Annotated in this window: 28 protein-coding genes and 2 pseudogenes; 22 read left to right on the forward strand and 8 right to left on the reverse strand. The window is 61.2% G+C overall.

Annotated elements, in window-relative coordinates; translation table 11 throughout:
* The first annotated feature begins 451 nt into the window (after positions 1-451).
* The 9 genes and pseudogenes from LB532_RS24030 to LB532_RS24060 all read left to right on the forward strand — a co-directional run bounded on the left by LB532_RS24030 (position 452) and on the right by LB532_RS24060 (position 4,551).
* On the forward strand, positions 452-808 hold the full coding sequence (locus LB532_RS24030) for a hypothetical protein (protein ID WP_140640805.1): 357 nt from the start codon (positions 452-454) through the stop codon (positions 806-808).
* A gap of 699 nt (positions 809-1,507) precedes the next feature.
* Positions 1,508-1,690 (forward strand): hypothetical protein, encoded by a 183-nt coding sequence (locus LB532_RS24035; RefSeq protein ID WP_140640807.1) that lies wholly within the window; start codon positions 1,508-1,510, stop codon positions 1,688-1,690.
* Between the two features lie 512 nt (positions 1,691-2,202).
* Positions 2,203-2,406 (forward strand): annotated as a pseudogene (locus LB532_RS30230) (ATP-dependent DNA ligase); the annotation flags it as partial.
* 25 nt (positions 2,407-2,431) lie between these two features.
* Positions 2,432-2,719: a hypothetical protein gene (locus LB532_RS30235; RefSeq protein WP_318011240.1), complete on the forward strand. Its 288-nt coding sequence runs from the start codon at positions 2,432-2,434 to the stop codon at positions 2,717-2,719.
* Positions 2,716-3,036 (forward strand): hypothetical protein, encoded by a 321-nt coding sequence (locus LB532_RS30240; protein WP_318011241.1) that lies wholly within the window; start codon positions 2,716-2,718, stop codon positions 3,034-3,036. Before LB532_RS30235 ends, LB532_RS30240 begins: the two co-directional genes overlap by 4 nt.
* Positions 3,033-3,275: a hypothetical protein gene (locus LB532_RS24045; protein WP_224557292.1), complete on the forward strand. Its 243-nt coding sequence runs from the start codon at positions 3,033-3,035 to the stop codon at positions 3,273-3,275. Before LB532_RS30240 ends, LB532_RS24045 begins: the two co-directional genes overlap by 4 nt.
* A gap of 79 nt (positions 3,276-3,354) precedes the next feature.
* Positions 3,355-3,537 (forward strand): hypothetical protein, encoded by a 183-nt coding sequence (locus LB532_RS24050; RefSeq protein WP_140640809.1) that lies wholly within the window; start codon positions 3,355-3,357, stop codon positions 3,535-3,537.
* Complete coding sequence (locus tag LB532_RS24055; RefSeq protein WP_140640811.1) at positions 3,534-3,755, forward strand: DUF768 domain-containing protein; 222 nt, start codon at positions 3,534-3,536, stop codon at positions 3,753-3,755. The genes LB532_RS24050 and LB532_RS24055 overlap by 4 nt, the downstream gene beginning before the upstream one ends.
* Before the next feature lie 80 nt (positions 3,756-3,835).
* Positions 3,836-4,551: pseudogene (locus LB532_RS24060) on the forward strand (SOS response-associated peptidase).
* Positions 4,552-4,626: 75 nt separating this feature from the next.
* On the opposite strand, the gene LB532_RS24065 reads toward LB532_RS24060, so the two are convergent.
* Positions 4,627-5,139, reverse strand: coding sequence for a ferritin-like domain-containing protein (locus tag LB532_RS24065; protein WP_140640813.1), 513 nt, complete (start codon positions 5,137-5,139; stop codon positions 4,627-4,629).
* A 125-nt stretch (positions 5,140-5,264) separates the two neighbouring features.
* Here LB532_RS24065 and LB532_RS24070 point away from each other — a divergent pair, with 125 nt between their 5' ends.
* Positions 5,265-5,558, forward strand: coding sequence for a hypothetical protein (locus LB532_RS24070; RefSeq protein WP_140640815.1), 294 nt, complete (start codon positions 5,265-5,267; stop codon positions 5,556-5,558).
* Positions 5,559-5,697: 139 nt separating this feature from the next.
* On the opposite strand, the gene LB532_RS24075 is transcribed toward LB532_RS24070, so the two are convergent.
* From LB532_RS24075 to LB532_RS24105, 7 genes are all read right to left on the reverse strand, one after another.
* Positions 5,698-6,054, reverse strand: coding sequence for a hypothetical protein (locus tag LB532_RS24075; protein ID WP_181169403.1), 357 nt, complete (start codon positions 6,052-6,054; stop codon positions 5,698-5,700).
* Positions 6,055-6,274: 220 nt separating this feature from the next.
* A complete protein-coding gene (locus LB532_RS30340; RefSeq protein ID WP_411908893.1) occupies positions 6,275-6,730 on the reverse strand; it encodes a GIY-YIG nuclease family protein in 456 nt (151 codons plus the stop codon).
* Positions 6,731-7,644: 914 nt separating this feature from the next.
* Positions 7,645-8,373, reverse strand: coding sequence for a G/U mismatch-specific DNA glycosylase (gene mug, locus LB532_RS24085; protein WP_140640821.1), 729 nt, complete (start codon positions 8,371-8,373; stop codon positions 7,645-7,647).
* A 135-nt stretch (positions 8,374-8,508) separates the two neighbouring features.
* Entirely contained in the window at positions 8,509-8,829 is a 321-nt protein-coding gene (locus tag LB532_RS24090; RefSeq protein ID WP_140640823.1) for a DMT family transporter, read from the reverse strand.
* A gap of 74 nt (positions 8,830-8,903) precedes the next feature.
* Positions 8,904-9,356, reverse strand: a complete 453-nt coding sequence (locus tag LB532_RS24095; RefSeq protein ID WP_140640825.1) for a carboxymuconolactone decarboxylase family protein — start codon at positions 9,354-9,356, stop codon at positions 8,904-8,906.
* A 244-nt stretch (positions 9,357-9,600) separates the two neighbouring features.
* Positions 9,601-10,086 carry a GNAT family N-acetyltransferase gene (locus LB532_RS24100; RefSeq protein ID WP_224557324.1) on the reverse strand — a complete coding sequence of 162 codons (486 nt, stop codon included), beginning with the start codon at positions 10,084-10,086 and terminating at the stop codon, positions 9,601-9,603.
* 114 nt (positions 10,087-10,200) lie between these two features.
* The gene (locus LB532_RS24105; RefSeq protein WP_140640826.1) at positions 10,201-11,616 is read right to left on the reverse strand and encodes a PLP-dependent aminotransferase family protein; all 1,416 of its coding nucleotides are present in this window, start codon (positions 11,614-11,616) and stop codon (positions 10,201-10,203) included.
* Positions 11,617-12,155: 539 nt separating this feature from the next.
* Here LB532_RS24105 and LB532_RS24110 point away from each other — a divergent pair.
* From LB532_RS24110 to LB532_RS24165, 12 genes are all read left to right on the forward strand, one after another.
* Positions 12,156-12,764, forward strand: a complete 609-nt coding sequence (locus tag LB532_RS24110; protein ID WP_246674446.1) for an FMN-dependent NADH-azoreductase — start codon at positions 12,156-12,158, stop codon at positions 12,762-12,764.
* A gap of 391 nt (positions 12,765-13,155) precedes the next feature.
* Positions 13,156-13,821 (forward strand): NADPH-dependent F420 reductase, encoded by a 666-nt coding sequence (npdG, locus tag LB532_RS24115; protein WP_140640830.1) that lies wholly within the window; start codon positions 13,156-13,158, stop codon positions 13,819-13,821.
* 3 nt (positions 13,822-13,824) lie between these two features.
* Positions 13,825-14,595, forward strand: coding sequence for a coenzyme F420-0:L-glutamate ligase (gene cofE, locus LB532_RS24120; protein ID WP_140640832.1), 771 nt, complete (start codon positions 13,825-13,827; stop codon positions 14,593-14,595).
* Positions 14,595-15,572, forward strand: coding sequence for a 2-phospho-L-lactate transferase (gene cofD / locus LB532_RS24125; RefSeq protein ID WP_140641025.1), 978 nt, complete (start codon positions 14,595-14,597; stop codon positions 15,570-15,572). Before cofE ends, cofD begins: the two co-directional genes overlap by 1 nt.
* Positions 15,569-16,282 (forward strand): 2-phospho-L-lactate guanylyltransferase, encoded by a 714-nt coding sequence (cofC, locus tag LB532_RS24130; protein WP_140640834.1) that lies wholly within the window; start codon positions 15,569-15,571, stop codon positions 16,280-16,282. The genes cofD and cofC overlap by 4 nt, the downstream gene beginning before the upstream one ends.
* Positions 16,279-18,681 (forward strand): 5-amino-6-(D-ribitylamino)uracil--L-tyrosine 4-hydroxyphenyl transferase CofH, encoded by a 2,403-nt coding sequence (cofH, locus tag LB532_RS24135; protein ID WP_140640836.1) that lies wholly within the window; start codon positions 16,279-16,281, stop codon positions 18,679-18,681. Before cofC ends, cofH begins: the two co-directional genes overlap by 4 nt.
* 299 nt (positions 18,682-18,980) lie before the next feature.
* Positions 18,981-20,444, forward strand: a complete 1,464-nt coding sequence (locus tag LB532_RS24140; protein WP_224557294.1) for a pyridoxal-phosphate dependent enzyme — start codon at positions 18,981-18,983, stop codon at positions 20,442-20,444.
* Positions 20,445-20,485: 41 nt separating this feature from the next.
* Positions 20,486-21,451: a CoA transferase subunit A gene (locus LB532_RS24145; RefSeq protein WP_181169404.1), complete on the forward strand. Its 966-nt coding sequence runs from the start codon at positions 20,486-20,488 to the stop codon at positions 21,449-21,451.
* Entirely contained in the window at positions 21,444-22,214 is a 771-nt protein-coding gene (locus LB532_RS24150; protein WP_140640840.1) for a CoA-transferase subunit beta, read from the forward strand. Before LB532_RS24145 ends, LB532_RS24150 begins: the two co-directional genes overlap by 8 nt.
* Before the next feature lie 19 nt (positions 22,215-22,233).
* Entirely contained in the window at positions 22,234-23,187 is a 954-nt protein-coding gene (locus LB532_RS24155) for an LLM class flavin-dependent oxidoreductase (protein ID WP_140640842.1), read from the forward strand.
* Between the two features lie 60 nt (positions 23,188-23,247).
* Positions 23,248-24,528 (forward strand): ArgE/DapE family deacylase, encoded by a 1,281-nt coding sequence (locus LB532_RS24160; RefSeq protein WP_140640844.1) that lies wholly within the window; start codon positions 23,248-23,250, stop codon positions 24,526-24,528.
* 184 nt (positions 24,529-24,712) lie between these two features.
* A complete protein-coding gene (locus LB532_RS24165; protein ID WP_140640846.1) occupies positions 24,713-25,852 on the forward strand; it encodes a Re/Si-specific NAD(P)(+) transhydrogenase subunit alpha in 1,140 nt (379 codons plus the stop codon).
* Positions 25,853-25,919 lie beyond the last annotated feature (67 nt).

Below are 25,919 nucleotides of genomic sequence, written 5' to 3' on the forward strand. Positions count from 1 at the left end.
GCCGATGCTGGTTTGATCCAGCGCAGACCCTTGCTGACATCCTAGCCGGCCTTCTAGCGCCGGCACAAACAGCCTCGTGGAACATAATCGCGCTGAAGAGCTTCGGCCCTTGCACTGTTCCCATCCAGTGCAATTCCTCGATGACACTCGCCCGCTGCCGAAGGGTGGCGGGCTTTTTCATTCGACCCGGAACGACCAGCGCCGTGAGAGGTTAGGCGTCTGGCCGATGCCTCCCCCTCCGCCCTCCGTCGACGTCGGCTCAAATTGCCCGTCTCGGCTCACGCCGGGGCGGGCTTTTTCGTGTCCCTTCGGAACTTCATCGGGAATGGCTTGTTAGCCGAGCGGCGGCAGGTGCTTCAGCGGCCGGGCCGCCAACCAATGACCCAATCTTGGTCGGCCCGCGCTTCCCCCGAGTTGGCGCGGGCCATCCTCTCTCCAGAATGGTGTTTCTATGACCAATGATATCCCCGAAAAGAAAGCTCGTCAGGGCGGGCGCGGACTTCCGGCTCTCGCTGTTTTGCTCTGCGGACTGCTATTGGCAATGATCGCGTGGGGCATTGCTGAAATCTATGGCGAGCAGGCCAAGACGCCGGCAACACAGGAGAAGCCCGCGCCACAGGAGAATAGTCAGGCGCCGGCATCCATCAGCCCGAATCCTGCGCAAAGCGATCCCGTTAAGTCCAAAACCGACAATATGAATGCCGAGCCGGTCGATAAGAACCCAAAGGTGGACAAGAACCCAACACCCCAATCGACCACTGGTGGCGATCAACAAGGTACCCAACCGTCACAGCCGGCCTCGCCGTAGTTGATTCTGGAACGGCTCGTTTGTCTCGGGGCGCCTAGCCGGTTGACCAACGCCATTCCGCTAAGACTGGGCACTTTCATGCAGATGCCCCGCTGGCTCCGGCCGGCGGGGCTTTTTTTATTGTTCGTGCTTGCGCCGGTTAGTTCTCGAAAGACGTGACACCAAAAGCGGTAGTCGGCGTTTCGACCAGCTAGATTCGCGTCTAGCGCACCAAGCGACGGCGATCGCAGCATCCTGCCCGTAAAGCTCGATCGCGGCGATAACCGCTCACTCGGGACTGCCAGTTCCGCAATGGTCAATGCTGCGTCGATGGGCTTGGCTTCAGTGCGTGACATCGTATCGCTCCCGAACGTTGCTGCCAAAGTAGCGCGTTCGAGCGGGCAGTCTATCATAGGTATTGACGGCGCACTCAACCGGCATTTCCCCCGCCCGATGGGGTTTTTTGCAGGGGCGGTGCGGAACAATCAAGCTTAACATTTGTTATACCGGCCATGCCTGGCCGCCCGCCACCTGTCCCGGTTCGTATATTGCTTCTCGCGATCCTCCTTGATCTCGCTGTCAAGGAACATCTTGAACGAGGCGAGGGCTCAGGGGCAAGCGACTGTCGGGTCAAGGCCCGTCTCGACGACGGTGGGGCTTTTTTTATCGCCCACGAAACCAAACCATCTCCGGCAAGTTCGGATCCCAAAGGAGGCTCCGATGACTACCGGCGACGGACGCGAAGATGATCCGGGCATCCAGTTCCTTGCCCGGCGCCTGGCTAAAGAGGTGGGCATCTCCGAGGCAGAGGCGCGTGGCCTGATCAAGCTCATCGGCACCGACTGGAATTCCCTGGTTCGCGAAGCCAAGATTTGGAAAGACCTAAAGGGCTCTGCCAGTTAGCTTCCGACGCACTGTCCGGTTGCTCCTCGGCTATGCCTTGATGCTGGGCGCCGGTGGTTTCACCGAGCGCTTCCCGAGAAGTGACGACCCCCAATACAGCGCTCCGCTCGCTCAGCCGGCGGGTTTTTGCGTTTCAGCTATCACAGGTCGATTTCGCCTAGTCCGCGGCACCTGAAGCAAGGGAATTCGTAGGTGACGGGGTCACCTGTGGGAACTCTCCAAATCGGTCCCTCCGATATAGCGGGCCAACGCTTCCCATCAGCATAGATCATGGTGGCCAACGCAAGGTCGTAGCGATCGTCAATGTCTTCGACCGGGAGCCTCCAAAGCCTTTGCCTTTGCATTGCGGACAGTTGATCAGCATGAGCACCTCCTCAACCGGTCAAACATTCAATTCAGCTAAAATGTTCCGGAACTGAATCGGGCGTCGCGGCTTGAGTCGCGTCTGTGGCGCGGGGTCTTTCAATTGCCTAAGCATTCCGGTGAGGGGCCGGCTGAAGTTCATCAAGCCTATGGAGCCCGAGCTCGTCGAGCGCCCGCCAGAGGGCGGCGACTGGAGCCATGAGGTCAAATTCGACGGGTACCGCACCCAGGTCATAAAAGACGTCGACGGCATCCGCTTCTTCACCAAGAACGGGTACGACTGGACGGATCGGTATCGCAGTCTCGCCGGCGACGTTGCGGCGATCGAAGCGGGGAGCTTCATCCTCGATTGCGAAGCCATCAGTCAACGAAGCGGGCATGTCCAATTTCCACGCCCGGCAATCGGTCGTCGCCGGCCGCAATCCGAAGGATCTCTATCTCGTCGCCTTCGATCTGTTGCACATCAACAGCCACGATCTGCGCGACATGCCGCTGGAAGACCGTCGCGAGATCCTGCACGAGATGATCCCGACCGGCGGTAGGATACAGTTCAGCGAGGCGCTGCCCGGCACCGGCGACGCTGTTTACCACCTGGTCGACCAGGCAGGCCTTGAAGGCGTGGTCTCGAAGCGGAAGGACAGCACTACAGCAGCGGCCCGACGATGAACTGGCGCAAGATCAAGTGCTACGACGTCAAGGACATGGACATCATCGGCGTGCAGCGAGAGCGGGGCAAGCCAGCCATGGTCTTGATGGCCGACAAGGGCCACTATCGCGGCGGCGCCTTCGTCACCTTCAAAGCCGACAAACGACAGGTTTTATGGGACAGGGTGCAGGGCAAGGTTGGGGGGCTGGTGCCAAAGGGGCATAAGAAGGACAAGGCCGAATGGCTGAAGCCAGGTCTGGTCGGAAGGGCGAAGTTCCTGAAGGGCGAAGAGAGTTTGCGCCACGCGAAGCTGCTAGACTACCGAGAGGATGAATGATGGCCGTAGCCAAGAAGGATCAGGAGCGCGTCACCTACGCGTCGATGTACGGCGCACAGGCCCGCAAGGATGGCAAGGAACGCGCCGTGCCCGACTTCTGGCAGGAGCATGCCGAAGCCTGGCTTCAGGGATACGACGGCTTGCCGATCGGGGGCGAGATAAAGCCTGTTGCCACCACGATGGAAGCGGAGGCTGATGAAGACGCAGTATCCGCATCACGCCGGCACAATAACATTTGAGGTTTCGCCTCAAAGATTTCGCGGGGAACATTTCTGGAAGCCGGCTCTTCTTTGGCGTGTCAGACAAAAGGAGGCTGTCATGTCGCAACGTAAGATCGATCGCGAAAAAATCGAAAGGACGGACCGGGAATGCAAGCTTGTCCTCGATGCCGAGCGAAAGGCGCGGTACGAAAAAACGGCCAGGTTGCGGGAACAACGGCTTAAAGCGATGGAGTTGCGCGCGCAGGAACTTAAGCCGGCGACGAAGCTTAAAGCTCAATGACCACACGCGGCATCAACTTCCTCGATCGGTGGATCGCCAATAACATCCCCGAGACAACGAAATCGGGTGCAATCTCCGTTCACGAGCTAACCCATCAGCTGTTTGCCGACGCCAAGTCGCTTGGGATCAAGCGAGACGAGATCGATGAGGAAGTCGACAGCCTTTATCGCACAATCTTCGACGCCATCGTGCACTACGATGCAGGGCGTCCGGAATGAGCGATCCCGACCCGACGGCTTGACTGGTTCCCGCCTTGTTTCCATTTTGGTCTTCGCTGACGTGAGGTGTGGTTGGCCTAATGTGTGGACGTGTTTTCGTTAAATCGACAATCCCGGATATGGTTCGCCGGTTTGAATTCGCCCATGCTGGCGATGTCGAGCGGCTGGGCAACAGCTTTCCGCTCTGGAACGGCGCACCCAGCCTGACATACCCGATCATCATCCGGGAGGAGCTGTCGACCAGCATGGCGGGCTTTGTCTCCGCGCGCTGGGGACTGGTCCCCGGCTGGGCACGCGACGGTGGTGGCCGGCCGCCGCCTGTCAACGCTCGGTGCGAGACGATCGCCACCAACGGCCTTTTCAAGAAGGCCTATGCCTCATGCCGCTGCCTGGTGCCGATAGACGGCTATTTCGAGTGGCAGAAGCTTGACCCCTCCGGAAAGAAGAAGCCTTACGCCATCGCTATGAAGTCGGGCGAGCCGTTCGCGCTGGCCGGCATCTGGGAGGAATATTCCGACAGGGCGACGGGCGAGCTGATCCGCACCTTCGCAGTTGCCACGTGCGAGCCCAATGAGCTCATGGCGAAAAGTCATGACCGCATGCCAGTGATCCTGGCGCCGGGCGACTACATGCGCTGGCCGGGCCCGAGCTGGACCCACGGGATTTGATGAAGCCGTTCCCGTCCGACCTGATGAAGATGTGGCCAATCGACAGCAAGGTCGGATCGCCGCGCAACAATACCCCCGATATCATTGATGAAATCGGCCGCGGGCCGGCCGACCTGTTTGACATCTGATCGGCCCGAGTTGGGAACTCGCCATAGCCGGCGAGACAGAGCACCACACAACAGCGCCTCGACGTGGCCTAGTAATCACCGTTTTGCGTCGTCACTATCAGCGGCGGCACGCGACAGGAAGGTCTGCGTCGTCTGGCCAAGATGGCTCTTCAGCCACTCCGCCATTGCTTCTTCTTCGCGCAGATTCTGCTCGCACGCCTGCACGATTTGAGTTTCGCCCTCGGCGTTGGCGGCCGCGATTAGGATTGTATAAGATGCAATTTCCATGTGCTCGAATGTGTAGCTGGCTAGAGAGCCCTTCATCACCTCATCGCCGGCAAATACCCCACTTATGGATTGTGCGAGCGCCGTGAGCTTGCCGCTTGCGACCTTCATGGTGGACGATCCTTCGCTGACCCCGTCAAGACAGGTCTTCAGCCGGGCAGCCTGTTGCCTTGTTTCTTCGAGATGTAGGCGGATGCGCTCACTGAGCTCCGGGTAATTCTCGATACGGCTCAATTGTCCCGAGAGCATCGTCTCGGCCTGTTCCTCCATGGCGTGCGCGTCTCTCAGCCACTGGATCATCCATTCGCGCGATTCTGACGACATAGGTGCCTCCTGAGTTTGCTAAAAAAACGAACCTCGAGAATCAAGGATTGTTCCGACCGCGCGTGCGTTGCCGGTAGTTCGAATGCGCTCTTGACGGGCAAGGAAAATGTTCCTTATTCGTTCTCATGGCGCACGACCCGATAGACACGCTGGGCAAGGCGACCCGGCACAACATGCTTGTGAAGGTGGAATGCAGTTGCGGGAATGTCCGCTACTGCCGGTCGGCGGATTTGATGATGGTGTACGGCGGTGGCGTCGACCCGCTGAAGCTGAAATTCGACTGCAACCGCTGCAAGCCTCAGATCAAGGTCACGCTGCTCGAGGTGCATCCCGAGCACCTGCCGAAACGACTCATGATCCACAAGCCGATGAAGATCGGCGGCAAGATCACCTGGCACACCGAACGGTTCCGCGGATGACAACATCCCCCGATACAGCGTGACGGAACATTAGGTATGGCTAACGATTGATGGGGTGCGGCAGGTGGTGCCACCGATCGCCTGCTGAAGATCGGCCCTCCGATCGGCCCGCGCTCACCGGCAAAGTGGCGCGGGCTTTTCAAGCTACGCCGGAATCGAGGAAGATACTGTCAGCGTTTACAATACGATTCTCGATGCGGTCGTCTACCATGACGCTGGCTTGGCCGATTGACCTAGCCTGCACTAAATCGGCTTGATGGCGTCCGATCGCCTCACCGTTCGTCTCGCCGATCAACGCGGTTGGCAGGTCGTGGACGGCAGTACGATCCTCGGGACATTTGAGTCGAAGGAAGGCGCATTTCGGTATGTCATGGATCGAGGCGCCCGCGTTCGTCTCCAGTGGGGCCGGACGGTCATTGGCGGCCCGCCGTCGCCATTTGACTTCTGCGGCGACTTTCAGGGGCGTAGCGTCGGGCGCATCAAGAAAGAGCTTCACGGCCCATCCGCCGGCCGCTGGTTCTGGTCATGTTTCGTTGGCGTGGCCAGAGGATCGACTGACACCAGGGTTGAAGCTGTGTTCCAGGTCGAGCGCGCCTATACGCGCATTGTGGTGAAGGCGGACTATCCCAAATAGCCGAGCCAGACCAAAGCGCGATATCCCAATTGGGCGGTGGCCGCGACAACCGCAAAGATGAAGGCGAGGGTGAGGATGAGATTCACGTCTCCGGGCAACCTAGCGGCCATTGCTCTTCTCCTGTGAGGGAACCTTGGGAGTAGCTCGATAGGGGTACTCCATAGATTCGGCGCACGCTGGCCTCATAGCCGAATGTCCTCCTCCGGCTCTGGGTCGGCTTCAGGCAGGTCAATCGCGTGAATGCACATCTCCAGATATCTAGCGAGCGAGCCGCATAATTGAACCACTCACCTCTGAGGCGGTATTCCGCGAAACGCTTGTGAAACTCCTTCTCGCGACGTTTACCGCCAGGAAGGATCTTAACGATTCGGGCATCGATGGCGCTGCCAGTCTGGAGGGATTTGAACCGACTTCTAAGGTTGGTCGAGCGGCCGATCTTGACGGCCTTGCCAGCCTTCATGAAGTTCAGCCGGCGGCGACGGGCGTTTGGGAACTGGCGGCGGCACATATGAGGCGCGGCGGGCTTCCTCTGCTGCATTGATCTCGGCCATGCGCTGTTCGAAATAGCTAGCCATATTGCCTCGCGGAATAATGCGGAACGATACGGGAACAATACTGTCTAACCCAGGCGATGAAAACGGCAGAATTGCGCGGTTCGTCGAGTCCGCCAGCGACTAACATAATCGTTACTTGTCAACGGGTTACAAAGCGGTTCGCCATATTGATTCAAGAAGCTGATCCAGTCACTCGCTGACCGCATTCATCTCTTTCGAATGGCAGCTTTGCGCCCAATTTCTGACATTCGAGAACGTTGGTCGGCGGCACAGAAGCGGATGTTCGTGATGACGCGTCCGCCGGACGCGCCCCGATCTGACCGACGCTCCTTACGCGCGATTCCGCGAAGCGGGCGAGCGCTATGGTCTGGAATCGGGATAGATGATCGTGTGCAAGGTCGTCGAAGATGATGGCGACGTCGAACTGCGCGTAGCAGGTGACTGGATCCGGCAGGCCAGATACCCGGCAATGGATTGTTGCTGGCATATGCTGAGACAATGTCGACGGTTAACTCAGCTAGTTCGGCAGAGCGGGTATCAGTTTGGTTGGTCATTGGTGGTCCCTTTGTCTCATTTATCCCCTCTGTTGGTTGATGATCAACGCTGCAACCGCTCTCCTAAGCTTCGACTATCGAACTGCAGTGGAGCCGACGCAGAATGCGTACGGTCGCCGGACAAGAGGCTCGTGGAGTGAAGTTGGCTGCCCAGGATCCGGTTTGGCTGGGGTTCTTGGAAGCTTTTCGAACTTTCTGTCTTGCTCCTCCAGCCGAATTGCGTGTGCTTATGAAAGAGATTGGGACTTCACGTCACGCATTGGGAGAAACTTGATCATCGAGCCGTTCGCTCGCTATAGGGTTCGAGTCGGAGGAGCGCTACCGCCTTTCCCCCACTCAGAGAGCTACAGTGCCGGGCGTGATCGACCTGTCTCGGGGATGTGACCCGAAAGCTGTCCATGACGCGAACGGCAGCTTTGCTCCTCGTGTCCTTCAATTTGCAGGTCCGGACGTACCCACCGAAAGCTAGCATGTCTCGCGGCCTCCACACACCAATCGGCGGGCACTTTGGAGTACATGCCCGCGCGCTTCTTGGTGTTGTCTGAAAGACCGGAGCCTGTCTGGCCATGCTGCAGCGCATGATGGAGAGTGCTGTAGGCCTCGACAAGTTCCTTGAGGCTGAAGCCAAAATTCCGACCGCTCGGGTTTGGCACGATCCAGATCGTCGCGCCAGCCATCCGAACGTCTTGGCGGCCCCACCCGACGTTGCGGTTGCGGGTGATTGCAGTGTAAGCCGGTTTGCCCAGGAAGGCGATATTGCGGGGTCTGTAACGAGCAATTTTGCGAGAGAGCTCAACGCCGCCCGCGGCAAATTCTTTTTGCGTGACATCAATCGCGGCGGCAGTCGGCCGATCGACGACCGTGGTGAGGCCGAGGCCAAACGAAAGGATGGACGCGTCGTCCTCGGGCTCGATTTGTGTCGGCGTAAAGCCCGCCTGGTGGATCACTTGCCAGAAGCGATTGCCCTTGCCGGCGAAGTGGTGGCCGGTCTGTGCCGCGTCCAGTCCAGGATTGAGACCGCAAAACACGACGGAGAGGTTATCGGCCAGGAGGTCGGGTAAGGTCGTGGTCATTTGTCGCCCCCTGTCATCGATGTCGGTAGGGTTTTGGCAACACGTTGGGCGCCCTGCATCCACGGGCTTCACTGAGCGAGCCGCTGTGAAGCCCCTGATGCACTGCTATTGCCGCGTGCCTGTCGAGCGTTGCCATCACGATTGCGAGACCAGCTTCAGCCCGATGACGCCGGCCAGGATGAGCGCGATGCAAAGAAGCCGCAAAGGCGAGGGCGAGTCGCCGAGAAAGGCAATGCCGACGATCGCCGTTCCGGCCGCACCGATCCCTGTCCAGACCGCATAGCCCGATCCGACCGGGATCGACTTCAGGGCGACCGAGAGCAAAATGACGCTGCAGAGACCAGCTATGACGGTAAGCGAGGACGGCACCAGCCGCGTGAAGCCGACCGATGATTTGAGGAAGAAGGCAAACGCTATTTCCAATGCGCCGGCCAGAGTGAGTAATGCCCATGCCATATGGGTTCTCCGTGTTCTTCAGCTGATGTGAGCGCCGCCGTCAGGTCCTGGCCGCGGCACCCACGGGTCGGAGGTCACGCCTTCGCGGCGGCCGGCGTCGAACGGAACGAGATTCCGAAGCGATTGAAGGCGTTCATCAGGCCGACCGCATAGGTGAGGTCGGCGAGTTCCTTGTCCGTGAACTCGGCAGTGGCAGCCGCGTAATCCTCGTCCGTCACGCCGGTTTCGGCGACACGGGTGACCGTCTCGGCCCAAGCCAATGCCGCCCGCTCACGCGAACTGAAGATCTTGCCGGCGTCACGCCACACGGGGACCAGGACAAGCTTGTCGATCGTCAGCCCCGACTTGAGGAGATCGCGCGAGTGCATGTCGATGCAGAAGGCGCAGCCATTGATCTGGGACACGCGCAGATAGACGATGTCGATCAGGTCCTTGGGAAGGCCACTCTTCAGCAAGGTGACGTAGACGTTCCCGAAGGCCTTGTAGCCCTCGGGGGACGCGGTGGCGTAGTCGATGCGGTTAGACATAATGAATCCCTGCTTCCATTAGTTGAGAACGCCAAGATGAGGGTTCTTGGCCTATAACTGAAGAGCCATAATCTGGTTATGGATATAGGCCATAATTCCCCCTTGGAGCGGTCGAAAAGCAGACATGTCGAGCAACCCGGGCCCAAGGAGATATGATCCGAATGGGGAAAAGCACTGGGGCGAACGGGTGCGAGACCGAAATCTTGCCTTCAGGGCAGTACCCGGCTTGCCGGAAAGGGTTGGGCTAGTGGGTCCGATCGCCGAGCGACTCGATGAAACCCAACGCGTGGGGGAGGAGGCCTTCGCGGAAATAGAACCGCTGGGCCAGGACCTTTTGCAGCCCGGTCTCCAGGACCAGCTGCTTGCAGCCAAGCTCGCGAGCGTATTTGCGGGCGGCGTCGAGCAGAAGCGCGCCAATGCCGCTCTTTCTGAACGAGGCATTCACCACCAGATCGTCGACAAAGACGTAGCGGCCGTAGAAAAGACTTTCCTGGGATCGGTAGCCGACAAGCCCAACGATCTCGCCGTCCGACCAGGCCGCCGTCAAGCGGTAGCCTTGCGCCTTCTGGCGGATCACCTGCTGGACAAAGGATTCCACATTTCCGAGGTTTGGACGCAGCTCCAGCATCGTGGCGTAGGAAGCCGCAATATCGGCGAAGCCTTCAACATCCTCGATTTCCACGCCCTGACCCATCTTCTTCATTTCCGATCGACACCACCTATGTGTCATTCCTGGAGATGCCTCCGCCCCCGGTGACAACCTCAAAGTTTACACCTCTTGAACTAGGCTCGAAGGGCCATGATCGGGCATATCCAGTAGGCCATGTGGGAGCGCCGGGCGCCGTCAGAGCAGGTTGAGGATGCGTTTTGCCAAGGTCTCGGCGTTTCTTTGCGAGTCGACATTGGTGAAGTTCAACAGCAGGGCAGACGCAGCTTCTTTTTCTGTCGACCAGTCACTGAGGGCTTCGGCATAGAGCCCGGCGCCGCGCATGCGTGCAACAAGGGCGCGGTCTGATTGCTGACCGTGGAGTCGCAAGATCAAATGCATCCCACCAGGCTGGGTATCGACCCGCATGTGTTTGCCAAGGACGGCTTCGAGCCCGTTTACTGCCATTTCCCGGCGTTCACCGTAAAGCTTGCGCATGCGTTGGATGTGCCGCGCGAAGTGGCCCTCCGTCATGAAGGCCGTGACGATCGCCTGGGTGAGTTCCGGACTGCCGCCGGTGAAGGCCTCGCTGATCTGCTCAAACCGCTCCACCTGAGCTTCCGGCACCACGAGATAGGCGAGCCGCAGGCTGGGAAACAGAACCTTGCTGAAGGTGCCGGCATAGAGAACCCGCCCGTCCCGATCGAGGCTCTTCAGTGCGGGCAGAGGGCGGCTCACATATCGATACTCGCCATCATAGTCGTCCTCAATGATCCAGGCGTCGCTCCTGGCCGCCCAGTCCAGCACCTCCAGGCGCCGTGACAAGGACAGCGACAGGCAGAGCGGGGATTGATGGGCCGGGGTTAGGACGACTGCGCGAGCACGCGGCGCAAGCTTGATGCCCTGCGACACCATCACGCCGTCACGGTCGACTGGCACCGAGACCGGGTTGATGCGCATATGTCCTAATATTTGGCGCGTCGGCGGATAGCCGGGGCTCTCCAGCCAGACGCGATCGCCGGGCCGCATGAGGGCGTGACAGATCAGCTCGATCGAATGGCGGTACCCAGTGGTCACGAAAATCTGTGAAGCCGTGCAGCTTATACCTCGCGAGACCTGCAGATAGGCGGCGATACGGGCACGCAGTTCCGGCAGGCCGTTGACGATCGGGTGTACCATGTCGGCCGGCTGCATGGCCCGCACGCACTGGGCGCCAAGGCGGGCCCAGATTTTGCGCGGAAAGGCGTCGAGCGCCGGCAAGCCCATCTGGAAGGGCAGGATCGAATCCGGGCGAAAGCTGGTGGAGAGGCCGACATCGGGTTGTGGTGGGGGGCTTGCGACAGGCGCACGTTTGAGGTCTGGCGTTACAATCGTCCCGGCCTGACCCCGTGCCTGGATATAGCCCTCAGCCGCCAGCAGCGAGTAGGCTGTATCTATGGTGCCCCTCGCCAGGCCGAGTTCCTTGGTCAGGGCTCGGGCAGACGGGATGCGATCGCCGGGCTTGAGTACGCCGCTGGCGATTGAATCGCGAAAGCGGTCGTAGATCTGCCGGTAGAGAGGGACAGTGCCAGCCGGGTTAAGGGACGCAACGAAATTGGTTTTGGTTTGAGTCATGGACCAGTGACTTTCGTAATTTTGTCACTTGAGCCTATACCATGTTGGTGGTGTCTGGCCATTCCTTCTGCAGCATTCGCGGGCAAATGGCTAGGGTCCGCGGGATGATTGCCGACTGTGTGCCCTCGCGCGCTGCGGCGTAGGACATCTCACGAGCCAACGATTGCCGGGGCCCAATGGGGTTGGGCGAAGTGCCGGTTTCCCCAGTCGTTGACAAGTCCATGCGCCAGCGACGTTTCGGATAAGAGAAATCTATACGTTGCCGTCTGACGTGCACGGAGATTTTTCTCAGGCGCTGGAAAAGTCCCCGCTTCACGGACTGAGCTGTCTAGCGCAGGCATGCTTGTGACTCACCCTGATTAACCGCGTCTTGCTCCCAGGCCGTCGTCAACTGCGCCACGGCTGTGCCGCTCATGGACCAGTTACGGTTTCACTTCATGGACCTTGGAGATGGACCATGAGGCACGTTACTACCGCGCTATCGCTGCCCGATTGCAGCAATGGATTGATCGGAAGTGTTGAGAAAGATGACCAAGATTTTGCGCCTGACCTTCAGCCCGAGGGGCGAAAACTCGGAAAGTTACAAGCTGTCGGCGAAGATCGTCGAATTGCTTCTGCAAAAGGAGCCTGGCGCCACCGTCACCCACCACACTTTCGGCGATGGGCTGATTGCGCATGTCGATGAAAACTACGCGATCTCACAAGGCGCGGCCGCGGACGTCTCCGAGGACGGCTCGATGGCGCGCTCGGAAGAGCTGGTGAAGGAGCTGGAGGCAGCCGACATCGTCGTCATCGGCACGCCGATGCACAATCTGACTGTTCCGTCCGCCCTGAAGGCGTGGATCGATCACATCGTGCGTGCTCGCCGCACCTTCAACATCACGTCCGCCGGCAAGATCGGCACGCTTCGGGATCGTCCCGTTTACATCGCCATCGCCTCTGGCGGCCGCTTCTCTGGCGAGAAGGCTCGCCAACCCGATTTCCTCACGCCCTATCTGAAGGCGGTGCTGGGCATTGCCGGGTTGCATGACCTGAGATTCTTCTCCGTTCAAGGCACTGGTGCTGGTCCGGAGGTTACCGCCGAGACGCGGGCACACACACATCAGGAACTGGCAGAGCACTTTGCCGGGATTTCTGCTGCTGCTTAAACGATCGCATGGTCGGCACACCGGCCATGCGCGGCGCGCAACCGACTGAATGGGTTGACGGTAGATGGCTCTCCGTCTGCGGCCGGTTGCGCGCCACCTTTTTTTAGGCCTTGCGGCTGCGGGGCGCGCCGCTGGGCTGGCGCCTCGGGCCAGGTAGCCAACGGCCAGCAAATGGCCTGCCGCCCGCTCCGCACCCTGCTGCCAGCCATCTCCGTTCCGCTAGACTTGCAGCGGCGGCTGTCCGGCTCCAGCGCGGCGAGCCAACAAATTCAACTTGTATTGTCTTGCTATTGATAGTACGTATTTGCGGGAGCGCCTGGCTCACCGTCGGCTTCGCAAACTCCTGCACTTCGCTGCCGGTTCTCTTGAACATCGATTGTGAGGTGTGGAAATGTCTGAGGGTCAGACCCCTATCATCGGTATCATTGGCGGCACTGGCGACCTGGGCTCGGGCTTGGCCAAGGGATGGGCCGCCGCCGGCTACGAGGTCGTCATCGGCTCGCGCAGCAAGGAAAAAGCTGAGGCGCTGGCGCCCAGCCTCGGCGCCTCGGTCACCGGGGCAGACAATCTTGAGACCGCAAGGCGCTCCGACATCGTCGTCCTGGCGGTGCCCTTTGCAAGCCATGACGCCACCTTGCATGAGATCAAAGAGGCCGTGCAGGGCAAGATCGTCGTCGATGCCGCCGTGCCGCTGGTGCCGCCAAAGGTTTCGACCGTCCAACTGCCTGAGGCCGGTTCGGCCGCCCAGATCGCCCAGAAGCTGCTGGGCGAGGGGGTTCGCGTGGTGTCAGCCTTCCACAATGTCGGTGCCGCCAAGCTGCACAAAGGCGGCCGCGTGGAATGCGACGTGTTGGTGTTTTCCGATGACAAGGACGCCCGCTCACAGGTCATTGCGCTTGCGGGCGCTGTGGCCACGCGCGGCGTCGGCGGCGGCTCGTTGGCAAATTCCGCTGCCGCCGAGGCGCTCACCTCGGTGCTGATCTGGATCAACCGCCAATACAAGGTGCCGGGGGCCGGTATCGCAATCACGGGCCTGGCCGAGGGCCTCGGAGCCTGATCGATGTCTGCCGTTGTCGCTATGTCGCTCCACGCGGTGCCTGAAATGCCGCTGATTGCGCCGGGGGATGACCTCGCCGCCATCATTGGGGCCAGGCTGCGCGACAGCGGGATCGGCCTCCAGGATGGGGATATCGTCGTCCTTGCCCAGAAGATCGTCTCGAAGGCCGAGGACCGCTACATCGATCTGACGAGCGTGACGCCCTCACAGGCAGCCAGGGATCTGGCCGCCAAGACCGGCAAGGATCCCCGCCATGTCGAGGTGGTGCTCTCGGAGGCAGACGAGATCGTCAAGACCGGCCCGCACGTCATCGTCGTGGCGCACCGGCTGGGTTTCGTCATGGCCAATGCCGGGGTGGATGAATCCAACATCGATCATGGCGGTGGCGCGCGGGTCTTGCTGTTGCCGAAGGATCCGGATCAGTCCGCCGCAGGGCTCAGGCAGGAGCTGGAGGCGATGTTTGGCGTATCATGCGGCGTAATCATCAATGACAGCTTCGGCAGACCCTGGCGCAACGGCGTGGTGGGTGTCGCCTTGGGCGCCGCGGGCGTGCCCTCCCTGATCGACCGGGTTGGGGCGGCGGATCTTTTCGGACGCGAGCTCAAAGTGACGGAGATCGCCACCGCAGACGAGCTCGCCTCGGCGGCTTCCCTGCTCATGGGGCAAGCCAACGAAGGCAGGCCCGTCATCGTCATACGAAACTACCGTTCGGCCGCGCCTCAAAGGCCAGCCTCGGCACTTCTGCGCAGTCGCGAAAGGGACATGTTCCGGTGATGGTGCGTCCTGGCAAAGGCAAGGTGGTGGCCCTGTGTGGCGGGGTCGGTGGGGCAAAGCTTGCTTATGGCCTGTCCCGGCTCCTGGGCAACCGTCTGGTCCTGATCGTCAATACGGGCGATGATTTTGAACATCTCGGCCTGTCGATCTCGCCTGATATCGACACCGTCCTCTACACATTATCGGGCCTCGCCAATCGCGAGCTCGGCTGGGGCCGCCAGGATGAGACCTGGAACTTCATGAGCGCCCTGGAGACCATTGGCGGGGAGACCTGGTTCAGGCTGGGCGATCGCGATCTTGCGCTCCATGTCGAGCGGACACGTCGACTCGGGGAGGGGGAGACGCTCACCCGCATCGTCGCGGATTTCGCATACAGGTTCGAAATAGCGGCCACCATCTTGCCAATGAGCAACTATCCCATCCGCACCATGGTCGCGACGGCTGAAGGCATGCTGCCTTTCCAGCGTTACTTTGTGGAGCAGCGTTGCGCGCCGCCCGTCAACGGCGTTGTTTTCAAAGGCAGCCGTGCGGCCGTTGCGTCGAAACAGGTCCTGGGTGCCCTTGAGATCCCGGACCTGCGCGCGATCGTTATCTGCCCCTCGAACCCCTTCCTCAGCATCGATCCGATCCTGTCCGTCCCCGGGATCAGGGAGCGTATCGAGAAGTCTTCGGCGCCCGTTGTCGCTGTCTCTCCCATCATCGGCGGCAAGGCGGTCAAGGGTCCCACAGACAAGATCATGGCGGAGCTTGGGGTGCCTGCGACGTCCAATGCGATCATGCGCCACTATGGCGGTCTGCTCGACGGGCTGATCATCGACACATACGACGAGCGCGACCGTGCCGACCTGTCGGGCAATGTGAGGGTGGCGCGGACCTTGATGAAGACCGACGATGACCGTGGCCAGCTGGCCACAGCCGTATTGGACTTTGCCGATCAGTTGACGGCGATGGCCATTGCCAGGAGGGAAAGGCAATGACGCGCGCCGCCCGCTTGCCTGTCAGCGGTGCGTGGGCGCTTGTTCCGGTCAAACCCTTTGGATTGGCCAAATCGCGGCTTGGCGCCTTGCTCAGCGCGGCCGAGCGCAACGTGCTTGCCCAGGCGATGTTGAAGGATGTCATGGAAGCGCTTTGGCAGGCGCATGGTCTGAACGGCGTGCTGGTCGTAACCAGTGATCCCGAGGCGCAGTCCATTGCCCGGTCTTTCGGCGCAAAGGTCCTGAACGACCCCTTGGACACCGGGACAAACACGGCCGTCGAGCTCGGCTTGCGCTACCTGGCCAAGGCGGGTGCCAGCCGCGCGCTGGTCGTTCCGGGCGACATTCCTTTCATCGTCGCTGACGAGATCGAGGCGGCCTTGTTCGCCATGGATTGGAATCCGGTGGTGCTGGCGCCGGCGCGCCGCGACGGCGGCACCAATCTCTTGGGTCTGCGCGGCCCAGACGTCATCACCCCGGCCTTCGGCCCCGACAGCTTCGCCCGCCATCTGGCCGCGGCTAAGCTGCTCGGTCTCGAACCCGCGATCTTGCAGCTAAGCGGTGCCAGCAATGACATCGACGTGCCTGGCGACCTGATGACCGGCAAGCTGGCCGGAGGCCCCGCCCGCCGCACGCGGGCGCTACTTGCCCGCATCACTGACCTCAAGATGCGGGCGTCCACGCAAAACACACTGGAGTTGTCGCGGCTATGAGCAATGCTGATCTGTTGGCCGAGTTTCCCCTTTCGCGTCGTCTAGAACGCCAGGAGGCCCTCGATCTCATCGCGGTGAAGGACCTGACGAAGCTGCTGGAAACCGCTGCAGCTCGGCGCGATCAGGCTCACGGGCCCTATGTCTCGTACTCGCGCAAGGTCTTCATCCCGCTGACGCAGCTCTGCCGCGATGTCTGCCATTACTGCACCTTTGCCCAACCCCCGCGTAAGGGGGAGCGCGCTTTTCTCACACCGCAGGAAGTTCTGGCCATCGCCAGGGCAGGCAAGGAGGCTGGTTGCAAGGAGGCGCTGTTTACACTGGGCGACAAGCCGGAGGCCCGTTACCGTGCTGCTCGAGAGGAGCTCGCGCAACTGGGTCACGCGACAACCATTTCCTATCTACGGGAAATGGCGGCGCTGGTGCTGCGCGTGACCGGCTTGCTGCCACACGTCAATCCGGGTCTGCTCACTGACGACGACCTCGTTGCGCTGCGCAAGGTTTCGATCTCGCAGGGCATCATGCTTGAAAGTGCCTCGGAGCGGCTCTGCGCCAAGGGCGGCCCGCATCACGGCTCCCCCGACAAGCACCCCGTTGCGCGCCTCGATACGATCAGGCGCGCGGGTAAAAAGGCTGTTCCCTTCACTTCCGGCATCCTGATCGGTATTGGCGAGACGCGGGAGGAGCGAATCGACGCTCTGCTGGCCTTGCGCGAGCTCAACGATCGCTATGGGCATCTGCAGGAAGTGATCATCCAGAATTTCCGGCCCAAGCCGGGCACAAGGATGGCCGACGCGCCTGCACCCGATTTGGAAGACCATCTCTGGACCATTGCGGTTGCCAGACTGCTCTTCGAACCGCAGATGAACATCCAGGCTCCGCCAAATCTCAGCCCAGGCGCCCTGGCGCAACTGGTCGGCGCCGGCATCAATGACTGGGGCGGTGTCTCACCGGTGACACCCGACCATGTCAATCCCGAGGCACCGTGGCCGCATCTGGAGGAGCTCGGCTCGGCGACGCGTCATGCCGGCAAGAAGCTCGTCGAGCGCTTGGCGATCTACCCCGCTTTCGCCCGCGATCCGCTCCACTGGGTCGATGCGGACTTGCGCTTCTCGCTCTATAACCTTGTCGATGCCGACGGCTGGCCCCGTACCGACCACTGGTGCCCCGGCCGGCTCGACCAGCTGCCCACCGCCGATGTGGACTTGTTGCGGGCAAAGCCCATGCCGGCCAGCAAGAGCATCCAGGCCGTGCTGGACAGAGCCCGCGAAGGGCGCCTGCTTGGGGAAGCGGACATCGTGACGCTTTTTCGGGCGCGCGACACGGATTTTGCAGCCGTGTGCCGCGCCGCTGACGACCTGCGGCGCCGAACCAATGGCGATGTCGTGAGCTACGTGGTGACGCGCAACATCAACTACACCAACATCTGCTATTTCAAATGCCAGTTCTGCGCCTTCTCGAAGGGCAAGATGAGCGAGAACCTGCGTGGGCGCCCCTACGATTTGGAGCTCGACGAAGTGGCAGGCAGGGTGCGTGAGGCCTGGGAACGCGGCGCCTCCGAGGTCTGCATGCAGGGCGGCATTCACCCGTCCTATACGGGTGACCGCTATCTGTCGCTCTGCCGCGCGGTCAAGGAGGCGGTGCCCTCCATCCACATGCACGCCTTCTCGCCACTAGAGGTCTTCCAGGGCGCCAAGACGCTAGGCCTTTCTGTGTCAGACTTTCTTGCGCAGCTCAAGGCGGTGGGGCTCGATACATTGCCCGGGACGGCGGCCGAGATTCTTGATGACGAGGTGCGGCGCACGCTTTGTGCCGACAAGCTCAACACAAAGGAGTGGCTGGACGTCATGCGCGCCGCGCACGGCCTCGGCTTCCGTTCGACCGCCACCATCATGTTCGGCCATATCGACGCCTATGAGCATTGGGCAAGGCACCTGATCCGGGTGCGTGACCTGCAGGCCGAAACCGCCGGGTTCACGGAGTTCGTGCCATTGCCGTTTGTGCACATGGAGGCCCCGATCTATCTCAAGGGGCGGTCGCGGCCTGGCCCGACATTCCGTGAGGCGATCTTGATGCATGCGGTGGCGCGGCTCACGCTCCACCCGCACATCACCAACATCCAGGCCTCCTGGGTGAAGCTTGGCCCCGAGGGGGTGCGTCACTGCCTCAACGCCGGTGTCAACGACCTTGGGGGGACGCTTATGGATGAGAGCATCTCGCGCTCCGCCGGCGCCAGCCACGGCCAGGAGATGACGCCTCAGAGGATGGAAAGCATAATTGTCGATGCCGGGCGTGTGCCACGGCTCAGGACCACCACCTACGGCAATGCCTCGCAAAAGCAGCGCCAGCGCGCGCACATGGCTGCCCTGCCTCGACCGCTATGGGTCCTGCCGGCAGTTTAGCCAAGTCACGCCGTCGTTGGATTGGGAATCGTCGGCTAGGGCCTTGGCCGAAGATGCCCCTGATCTCGACAGACAAGATCGCGGATCGTCCGGTCGGCAATTTCGAAACCGTTGCCCGACTGCCTGTATCCGGCAGCGAGCATTCTTATGCGAATGCATCCCTCCTTGCCACAGGATTTTGCCTCTTTACTAGTCGTACTAATGTTAGTATGATAGTCTGATATTGACGTTGCACATGCAGCGAATGGGGAAAAGTTGCGATGATCGGGCTGGGAGAGGCTCTGCAGGACAAGGCGCAAGTGCTCGATGCGGATATCCGTCGCGCCGCGGTCGAGAGGGCGCGCGAGCGCGCCATCGTGCTTCCCACCTTTGCCCAGCTTGCCGGCGAGGAGCCGATCCCTCAACGGGCGCTTGAGCGTCTGGCAGACGTTGATCCCGACGCGGCTGACCCATCCAATCTGTGGCGGGTAAACTGGTTCAATGATGCCGGCCGCCGCGGTCGCTCCGACGTGCCGTCCTATGTCGTCTTGCCCGCGGCGCTGACTGGGGTGAGGACGCCCATCGTGGTGCTTCTGGGCGCGCGCTTCCCCATGATCGGCGCCCACAAGGTGCTGCCGGCCTATGCCGGCCTGGTCACGCAGCTGGTTTCGGGCCGGTTCAATCCTGACCGCCATCGCGCGATATGGCCCTCGACGGGCAATTACTGTCGTGGCGGCGTCGCGATCTCCCGTATCCTGGGTTGCGCCGGCGTGGCGGTTCTGCCCGAAGGGATGAGTCGGGAGCGCTACGAATGGCTGGAGCGCTGGGTTGCCGACCCGTCCCACATCGTCAGGACAGTCGGAACCGAGAGCAACGTCAAGGAGATATACGACAAGTGCCATGAGCTGGCGCTGAGCGACGAGAACGTCATCCTCAACCAGTTCTCGGCCTTTCCGAACTACCTGGCCCACCACGTGTGCACGGGCGGTGCCTGTGACAGGGTGTTCTTCGATTTTGCTGCCGCCCATGCCGGCGCGCGGCTGGCCGCCTTTGTGTCGGCAACCGGCTCTGCCGGGACCATCGCGGCCGGTGACCGGCTCAAATCCACGCACGGGACCCGGATCGCGGCGGTGGAGGCGGTCGAGTGTCCGACCCTGCTTGAGAACGGCTATGGCGAACACAACATCCAGGGCATTGGCGACAAGCACGTTCCCTTGATCCACAACGTCATGAATCTCGATTTCGTCATCGGGATATCGGATCGCTCCACCGACCTCCTCAACCTGCTTTTCAATGCTGATGGCATGCGCTTCAGGCTGGCGAGGCGTTTTGGCTTGGAGGAAGCGCAGCTTTCGTTCCTGGACGAAATCGGCATCTCCGGAATCGCCAATATCCTGGCTGCGATCAGGCTCGCCAAATACATGGACTACGGGTCCGACGATGTTGTGATGACGATCGCCACCGATGGAGCCGGTCTCTATCGCAGTGAGCTTGAGACCTTGGAGCGCAAGGAGTTTGGCGGCGGGATTTCCGATGCAGACATCGCCGCGGTGCTGGCTACCCATCTTGGAGCGTCCGCGGGGCCCCATCTTCTGGAAACCGACGCGCGGGAACGCCGGCGCATTTTCAATCTCGGCTACTACACCTGGGTCGAACAGCAGGGCGTGACTGCTGACGATTTTGAGGCGCGCCGCGACCAGTCATTCTGGCGCGGCGTCGCGCAGAGCGCGCCCGATTGGGACGCGCTGATCACGAGTTTCAACGCTGAGGTCGGCTTGAATTAGGCAAGAGGCGGTCCCGAGCCGCCTGTGAAAGGAGAGAATGCGTGCTTAATGCTCAGGTAGAGCCCTATACGAAGCTCAGGGAGAACCTCGCTGGCCGCGACCGCAGTTTACGCGAGAAGGTGATGTCTCTCCAGGAGGCTGCCTCCTTCGTCCAGGATGGCATGAAGGTGGGTATCGGCGGCTCGACGATGTCGCGCACGCCCATGGCGCTGATCTGGGAGGTCATTCGCCAGCGCCGCCAGAACCTTTCCTGCTCGCGTTGCATCGTTTCAACCGACGGCGATCTCCTGTTCGGTTCTGGCGTCTCCGACCACATCATCACCAGCTGGTTCGCCCAGGGCATTCTTTGGGGCCTGTCCAAGGTGATGCGGCTGCATGTGGAAAAGCTCGGCAAGAATTACGAAGAGTGGAGCCATATGGGCGTCGGCATGCGCTTTCGCGCCGGCGGCATGGGCGTGCCCTTCTTGCCGATGCGCGCCATGCTGGGTTCTGGCGTTCTGGAACAGCGTCCCGAGGCGCAGCCTTTCGATTGTCCTTTCACGGGCGAAAAGCTCTTGCTCGTGCCGGCGCTGAACCCGGACGTCGCTCTCATCCATGTGCAGCGCTGCGACGCTTACGGCAACGCCCAGATCGATGGCCTGCAATTCATGGACCTCGACCTCGCAATGGCTGCCAACCGCGTGATCCTGACCACCGAGCGTATCGTCTCGAACGATCAGATCCGCCGCGCTCCGGATCAGACCAAGATTCCGTTCTTCTGCGTCGATGCGGTGGTCGAGGTTCCCTATGGCTCGGCGCCGCATGAATGTTTCGGCATCTACGAGCCGATGCTCAATCACATGGAGGCCTATGTCGCGCAGGTGAACGGGGACCCCGTCAACGGCATGCGCGACTACCTGGACCGCTACTTCTACGGGCCGGACTCCTGGAACGACTATCTCGCACTGATCGGTATGGAGGAGCTTCTCGATGCAAGCCGCAAGGGCCGCAGCATTTACAATGACTGAGAAAAATCACTACACCGCGGCCGAAATCCTGGCCGTGTTGAGCTCGCGCCAGCTGCGCGACGGGCAGGTGGTCTTTGCGGGGGTTGGGACGCCGCTTCTGGCCGCCACGCTCGCGCAGCGCCTGCGTTGCCCGGGCCTCACGATCCTGTTCGAAGGCGGGGTGGTCGGCGCCTTTGTCGAGCCGGGCAAGCTGCCTCCCTCGACCAATGATCAGCGCTGCACCAAGCGCGCCAACATGGTGCTGGGCAGCGCCGACGTCCTGCTGCTCCTGCAGCGCGGATATGTCGATGTCGGGTTCATGGGCGGGGCGCAGATCGACCAGTTCGGCAATCTGAACTCCTCCTATATAGGTGACCCCAAGGACCTCAAGACGCGCCTGCCGGGAACCGGCGGCGGCAACGACATCTCCAGTCTCACCAACATGATCGTCGCCATGAAGCACGAGAAGCGTCGCTTTGTCGAGAATGTCGACTTCATCACCAGTCCCGGCTTCATCCGCGGCGGCAACAGCCGTGCCGAAAGCGGGCTGCCGGCCGGCGGCATGTTCCGTGTCATCACCGAGCTCGCCGTCTTCGGCTTCGATGACAAAACCCGGCGCATGAAGGTGCTGGCGCTCAATCCCGGCGTCTCGCGCGAGGAGGTCCAGGACAATACCGGCTTCAGGCTGGATTTCGATGAGAAAACGGCGGTCACCGAGCCGCCGACCGATCACGAGCTGCAAACGCTGCGGATGCTCGACCCCGAGCGCCTGTTTACTGCCTAACCCTGTGGGAGATTTTTCAATGACTGTATTGTCAAAGACGTTTGGTATCGCCGCGCGCAATTTCACCGCCTATCCCGAAATGCCGAGCGCCAAGGCGCTTGTCGACTATGGTGTACGCGTCGAGGAGCTTGGCTTCGATTCGGTCTGGGTCTGGGACCACATGTTGCTGGGCGTCGATCCGAATTTCCCGATCATCGATTCCCTGACGGTCCTGACGGGCATTGCTGCACGCACCAAGCGCATCAAGATGGGCACGGGCATCCTGGTCCTGCCGCTGCGCAACCCCGTTGCGCTCGCCAAGCAGTTGTCCAGCATGGACCAGCTTTCGGACGGCCGCCTCGTGATGGGCATGGCCTCCGGCTGGTACAAGCGCGAGTTCGACGCCATGGGCACCCCGTTCGAGAAGCGCGGCAAGATCATGGACGAAAACCTTGAGATCATGCGCCGGCTGTGGACCGAGCCGTCGGTGTCAGGCGAGTACATGAACCACAAGATCTCCAAGGCGGTGATGTATCCCAAGCCGCACCAGAGCGAGATCCCGATCCTGATCGGCGGCTATGTCGACCGTGTCCTGCAGCGCGCCGGCACCGTCGGCGACGGTTGGCTGACCTATTTCTACCGTGCCGAGGACTTCAAGCGCTCCTGGGACAAGATTCGCACCTACGCCAAAGAGGGCGGAAAGGATCCTGACAAGCTGCTCAACGCCTCCCAGCTGCCGATCATGATCGGCCCGTCAAAGGATGCGGTCCGTGAGGCCATGATGGACTGGTTGAACAAGGAGTGGGACTTCCCCGAGCACAGCGATTGCACGCGCGAGAGTGCGGTCATGGGCTCGGTCGACGACTGTGTCGCGCAGCTCAAGGAGCATATCGACGCCGGCGTCCAGAAGATCATCTTCGTCCCCTACAAATATCAGATGGAGCAGGTCGAGACGATCGCCCGCGAAATCATCCCGAGGCTCAAGGCGCTCTGACGGCGCCGCATCCCCGGCGGGCGCCGGGCAAACCTCAGGCCAGACTCCGGAGAAATTCTAATGACTGATAGAGAGCGCAGGAACATTCTCTACAAGATCGACGGATTGCGCGATCATGCCGTCGAGTTCCTGCAAAAGATGGTGTCCATACCGAGCGTGACCGGCGATGAGGCCGCGATCCAGAAATTCGTCGGCGGCTACATGAAGGATATCGGCCTTGAGGTCGACAGTTGGGATACGGACTGGGAGGAGCTGAAAAAGCATCCCGGCTATCGCCCGGTGGCGCGCGGTTACGAAGGACGCCCCAACATCGTGGCGACACTGAAGGGTACCGGTGGCGGGCGCTCGCTTCTGCTCAATGGGCATACTGATGTGATCCCCGTCGGCAATGGCGAGGGGTGGAGCGACAATCCCTGGTCGGCCAAAATCGAGAACGGGCGCATCTATGGACGGGGCTCCTGCGACATGAAGAGCGGGGTCGCCAGCCATATTCTGGCGGTCCAGTACCTCAAGGAACTGGGCCTGACACCCAAGGGCGACGTGCTGATCAACGTCGTCATCGACGAAGAGGTCAGCGGCCATGGCACACTCGATACCGTGATCCGTGGCTATAGCGCGGATGCCGGCATTTCGGGCGAGACCAGCGACCTTCACGTCCAGCCGGCCTGCATCGGCCGCATCTGGTTCGAGATCGAGATCCAGGGCAAGCCCGCCGGCATCCAGCAGCGCTACCTCGGCGTCAGCGGCATCAAGCTTGGGCAAAAGATCGTGGAAGCCGTGCAGGAGCTGGAAGACGAGCGTGTGGCGAGCGTCAAGCACCCGCTCTATCCAAGTGCGATCGATTCCTTGCCTTGCATTATCGGCAGCTTCCAGGCCGGCAACTATCCGAGCGCCTTCCCGGCGACGGCGCTGCTGAAGGGCAGTATCGGCACTGTTCCCGGCGAGGATCATGAAGGGGTCAAGCAGAGCCTGGTGAAGAAGATCGCCGAGGCGGCCAAGAAAGACGACTGGATGAAGGACCATCCTCCGGTCGTGCGCTTCGTTGGCTATGACGCGGAGGCTTCCGAGATCCCGCGCGAGCATGCAATCGTCCAGACCGTCAGCCGTGTCTACACGGAAATCACTGGCAAGGAGCCGATCATCAGCGGTCGCCAGGGCGCCGCGGATACCCGCTTCCTCAACAGCTATGGCCACACCCCCACGGTGATCTTCGGACCGGGCTCGACCGCTGTCATGCACGCCAATGATGAGTATGTCTCGATCGACGACTACATCACCTCGATCAAGGTGATGGCGCTCAGCATCTATGACTGGTGCAACGCCGATCCTGTCGCAAAATAGGTTCCCCTCGGGCACTGACCGCGCCCGAACTGGGCCCGCGAAAGCGGGCCTTTTTTTGGCTTCGCCGCTCAGATTCTGTCTATCATACTATAAATAGGTTGACTTTGCGCAAACAAAGGTCCATGGTGCATTTGGACAGCGCGAGCCGTTTTGGCCCCCCTTGTCCGTTCAATGGGGAAGCGTCATGCATATTTGTGTCTTATCCGACAAGCTGACCGACAGCCGGGTCGCGGCAACGCCCGAGACGGTCCGCAAATATACCGCCCTCGGCGGCACGGTCGACATCCAGGGCGGCGCGGGCGACGGCGCCGGCATATCCGACCAGGACTATGAAAAGGCCGGTGCCAAGCTGGTCGCGGACGCGCGCTCAGCCGTGCGCGAAGCCGATATCGTGCTCTCGGTGAACAGGCCTTGCGAGGACATCATCCGGGCCTGCCGCCCGGGGGCTGCCATCATTGCGACCATGGACCCACACCGGGCCAACGGGGCACTGGACGTATTGGCCGGCGCCGGCGTCTCGGCCTTTGCCATGGAGCTCATGCCACGCATTTCGCGGGCGCAGGCCATGGATGTCCTCTCCAGCCAGGCAAGCCTTGCCGGCTACCGCGCCGTGATCGATGCCTCTGGCGAGTTCACCAGGCTGCTGCCGATGATGGTGACGGCGGCGGGCACGGTGCCTGCGGCCCAAATCTTTGTCATGGGCGCAGGCGTCGCTGGCCTGCAGGCGATAGCGACCGGCCGGCGGCTTGGCGCGGTGGTCAGCGCCACCGATGTGCGGCCCGCGGCGAAGGAACAGGTGGAATCGCTTGGCGGGCGCTTTGTGGCTGTCGAAGATGACGAGTTTCGCGCCGCCGAGGCTGCGGGAGGCTATGCGAAGGAAATGTCCAAGGCCTACCAGGCCAAGCAGGCGGAACTCGTCGCGGCGCATATCCTGAAGCAGGACATCGTCATCACGACCGCTCTTATCCCGGGGCGCCCGGCACCGCGGCTTTTGACCAAGCAGATGATCGACACGATGCGCGCCGGCTCGGTGCTGGTGGATCTTGCGGTCGAGCAGGGCGGTAACATCGAGGGCTCTGTTCCGGGCCAGGTGGTGGTGACCGATGGCGGCGTGAAGATCATTGGCAATTCCACCATCTCGAAGGTGGCTGCGACCGCGTCCAATCTTTATGCACGCAACCTTCTAAGCTTCGTGTCGACGATGGTCGATGCGGAAAAAGCTGCTCTGGCGATCGACTGGGAAGACGAGCTGATCCGCAGCACGAACCTGACCCGAGACGGCTCGATCGTGCACCCCGCCTTCCAGAAGGCGAAACCGAACTGACGCCGACCCGCTAACCGCGCTTATGTCGCCGCTTGGCGGCCCTCACCTTTGGGGATGGGCCGTCCCC

It is taken from the genome of Mesorhizobium sp. ESP-6-2 (assembly GCF_020164675.1).
Lineage (GTDB): Bacteria > Pseudomonadota > Alphaproteobacteria > Rhizobiales > Rhizobiaceae > Mesorhizobium.